Origin of the sequence: Ramlibacter sp., assembly GCF_035706265.1 — a bacterium.
Lineage (GTDB): Bacteria > Pseudomonadota > Gammaproteobacteria > Burkholderiales > Burkholderiaceae_C > Ramlibacter.
The window spans coordinates 1-2,805 of record NZ_DASSVG010000435.1 but is presented as its reverse complement, the minus strand read 5'-3'; the positions used below and the strand labels follow the sequence as shown (position 1 = coordinate 2,805).

The window sequence follows — 2,805 nt, the reverse complement described above, 5'->3', positions numbered from 1 at the left end:
GCAGGTGCTCGATCACACGCGCCGGCCCACCGACATCAGCTCCCGGCACAGCGCCGGCATCGTCCTGGACCGCGAAGTCGACGTGTCGCGCGGCGACTGGCTGCTCGCCCCCGGCGCCTTGGCACCTTCTCGCGAGATCCGCGCCACCATCGCCTGGCTCGACGACGAGCCCCTGGTCGCCGGCCGCGTCTACTGGGCGCTGCACGGCCACCGCTGGGTCAAGGCCAAGGTCAAGCGCATCGTCCACAAGCTGGACGTGAACACGCTGGCGGAACAGGACGCCGACCACCTGGAACCGAACGGCATCGGCCATGTCGAACTGGCCTTGCAGGAGCCGCTGCCCACCCTGCCCTATGCCCGTTCGCGTACGCTCGGTGCATTGGTGCTGGTGGACACCGCCAGCCAGAAGACCTCGGGGGCCGTGCTGGTTGGCTGAACTTGACGAAACGCAAACCCGAGGCGGCGTAAGGCCGCGCCCGGGGGGCGCCGTCCGACCCAGTAAAATCATGGGGTTTCCCCGACCCTGACCCACAACAATGACTCACGTCGTCACCGAATCCTGTATCCGCTGCAAGTACACCGATTGCGTGGATGTCTGCCCCGTGGACTGCTTCCGCGAAGGGCCGAACATGCTGGTGATCGACCCGGACGAGTGCATCGACTGCGCGGTGTGCATCCCCGAGTGCCCGGTCAACGCGATCTTCGCGGAGGAGGACGTGCCGGCCGACCAGGTGGCGTTCACGAAGCTGAACGCGGAGCTGTCGCATGCCCCGGGCTGGAAGAGCATCACCAAGCGCAAGCCCGCGCTGCCGGATGCCGAGGAATGGAAAGACAGGAAGGACAAGCTCAAGGAGCTGGTCAAGTAGGAAGCATGGAACCGAACCTCAACGAAGAAGTGATCAAGACCGCTGCCGCCCACGACGGCCCGATCGAGACGGACGCCGTGATCATCGGCGCGGGTCCGGTCGGCCTGTTCCAGGTGTTCGAACTGGGCCTGCTGGAGATCAAGGCGCACGTCATCGACTCGCTCGCCTACCCGGGCGGCCAGCCGATCGAGCTGTATCCCGACAAGCCGATCTACGACATCCCGGCCATCCCCGTCTGCACCGGCAAGGAGCTGACGGATGCGCTGCTGAAGCAGATCGAGCCCTTCGGCGCCACCTTCCACCTGGGCCAGACCGTCACGGTGGTCCAGCAGCAGGACGACGGCCGCTTCTTCGTCGAGACCTCCAAGGGAACCAAATTCCTGACCAAGACCATCTTCATCGCGGCGGGCGTCGGCGCCTTCGAGCCGCGCACGCTGAAGGTGGAAGGGCTGGACAAGTTCGAGGGCAAGCAGCTCTTTTACCGGGTGCGGAACCCGGCCGACTTCGCGGGCAAGAACCTGTTGATCGTCGGCGGCGGCGATTCCGCCCTGGACTGGGCGCTGAACTTCACGCCCGGCAACGAGGACGGCAACGTCCACAAGGCCGAGAGCGTGATCCTGGTGCACCGCCGCGACGGCTTCCGCGCCGCGCCGGCCTCCGTCGGCCGCATGCACGAGCTGTGCGAGCAGATGGAGATGCAGTTCATGGTCGGCCAGGTGACCGGCTACGAGGAGAAGGACGGCAAGCTCACCGCGGTGAAGGTCACCGGCGGCGACGGCGTCACCCGCTCCGTACCGCTGGACGTGCTGCTGGTCTTCTTCGGCCTCTCGCCCAAGCTGGGCCCGATCGCCGACTGGGGCCTGGACATCGAGCGCAAGCAGCTGAAGGTGGACACCGAGAAGTTCTCCACCAACGTGCCCGGCATCTTCGCGGTGGGGGACATCAACACCTACCCGGGCAAGAAGAAGCTGATCCTCTCCGGCTTCCACGAATGCGCGCTGGCCGCCTTCGGCGCCGCGCCCATCATCTTCCCCGAGAAGGGCAAGATCCACCTGCAGTACACGACCACCAGCCCCAAGCTGCACAAGGTGCTGGGCGTCGAGACGCCGGTGTTCGACTGACTGACAGTTCGCTGAATGTTGTCGAGCTTTCGGGTGCGGCGAAAAACACCGCTATAATCTAAGGCTTGTTCCCCGATAGCTCAGTCGGTAGAGCGCCGGACTGTTAATCCGTAGGTCCCTGGTTCGAGCCCAGGTCGGGGAGCCAAAATCGCGAAGGCCTGCAGTGGAAGCACTGCAGGCCTTTTTCGCTTTCCCTTTGACCGGGCGCAGACGGGCCCGCTTGCCCAAGCCCGGCCGATGCGGCAAGCTCGGGCAGCCACTCCCCTCTTCCACGCCATGCCCACCCGCATCCTCGTTCCGGTCGATGGTTCCTCGTTCTCGAACCAGATCCTTCCGCTGGCCAGCACGATCGCCAGGACCACGGGCGCCCAGCTCGCCCTGTACCGCGCGGTCGAAAAGACCGACCAGGTTGCCGAGGCCGAAGGCGAATTGCGGCCGCTGGCCGAAACCTGGGGGGCGCAATCCCTCTGCACCGAAGCGCCGGAGGGCGTGGCGAAAGCGATCCTTCGCGAGGCCCGGCGCGTGCCCGACACCCTGGTGGCCATCACCTCGCACGGGCGCTCGGGCGTCATGCGCGCGGTGCTTGGCAGCACGGCGCTGGACGTCCTGCGCGCCGGGGGCGAGCCGATGATCGTCTACCGGCCCGGGGAGCAGGCGCCCGGATCCGCGGCCGCCGGGGGTGCGATCGAACGGATCTTCGTCCCGCTGGATGGAAGCCCCCTGTCGGAATCGATCATTCCCGAGGCGGTGGAGCTCGCACGCGAGCTGAAGGCCCGCGTGGTGGTGGTCTCGGTGGTCGATCCGAGCCTCACGCCCGA

General features: G+C 66.5%; 4 protein-coding genes and 1 tRNA gene. All 5 read left to right on the top strand.

Annotated features, from left to right (window positions below; genetic code table 11):
- A partial coding sequence (locus VFM98_RS15470; protein ID WP_414709034.1) for an elongation factor 1-alpha C-terminal domain-related protein occupies nucleotides 1–436 on the top strand: 436 nt, incomplete at its 5' end.
- A gap of 100 nt (nucleotides 437–536) precedes the next feature.
- Nucleotides 537–866, top strand: a complete 330-nt coding sequence (fdxA, locus tag VFM98_RS15465; protein ID WP_325110802.1) for a ferredoxin FdxA — start codon at nucleotides 537–539, stop codon at nucleotides 864–866.
- A gap of 5 nt (nucleotides 867–871) precedes the next feature.
- A complete protein-coding gene (locus VFM98_RS15460; RefSeq protein ID WP_325110801.1) occupies nucleotides 872–1,987 on the top strand; it encodes an NAD(P)/FAD-dependent oxidoreductase in 1,116 nt (371 codons plus the stop codon).
- Nucleotides 1,988–2,056: 69 nt separating this feature from the next.
- Nucleotides 2,057–2,132: transfer RNA gene (locus VFM98_RS15455), tRNA-Asn, on the top strand.
- 131 nt (nucleotides 2,133–2,263) lie between these two features.
- A partial coding sequence (locus VFM98_RS15450) for a universal stress protein (RefSeq protein ID WP_325110800.1) occupies nucleotides 2,264–2,805 on the top strand: 542 nt, incomplete at its 3' end.

Excerpts from the sequence above, each read along its gene's own strand:
- fdxA (WP_325110802.1), top strand. The coding sequence starts at position 537 with ATGACTCACGTCGTCACCGAATCCTGTATCCGCTGCAAGTACACCGAT.
- VFM98_RS15460 (WP_325110801.1), top strand. The coding sequence starts at position 872 with ATGGAACCGAACCTCAACGAAGAAGTGATCAAGACCGCTGCCGCCCAC.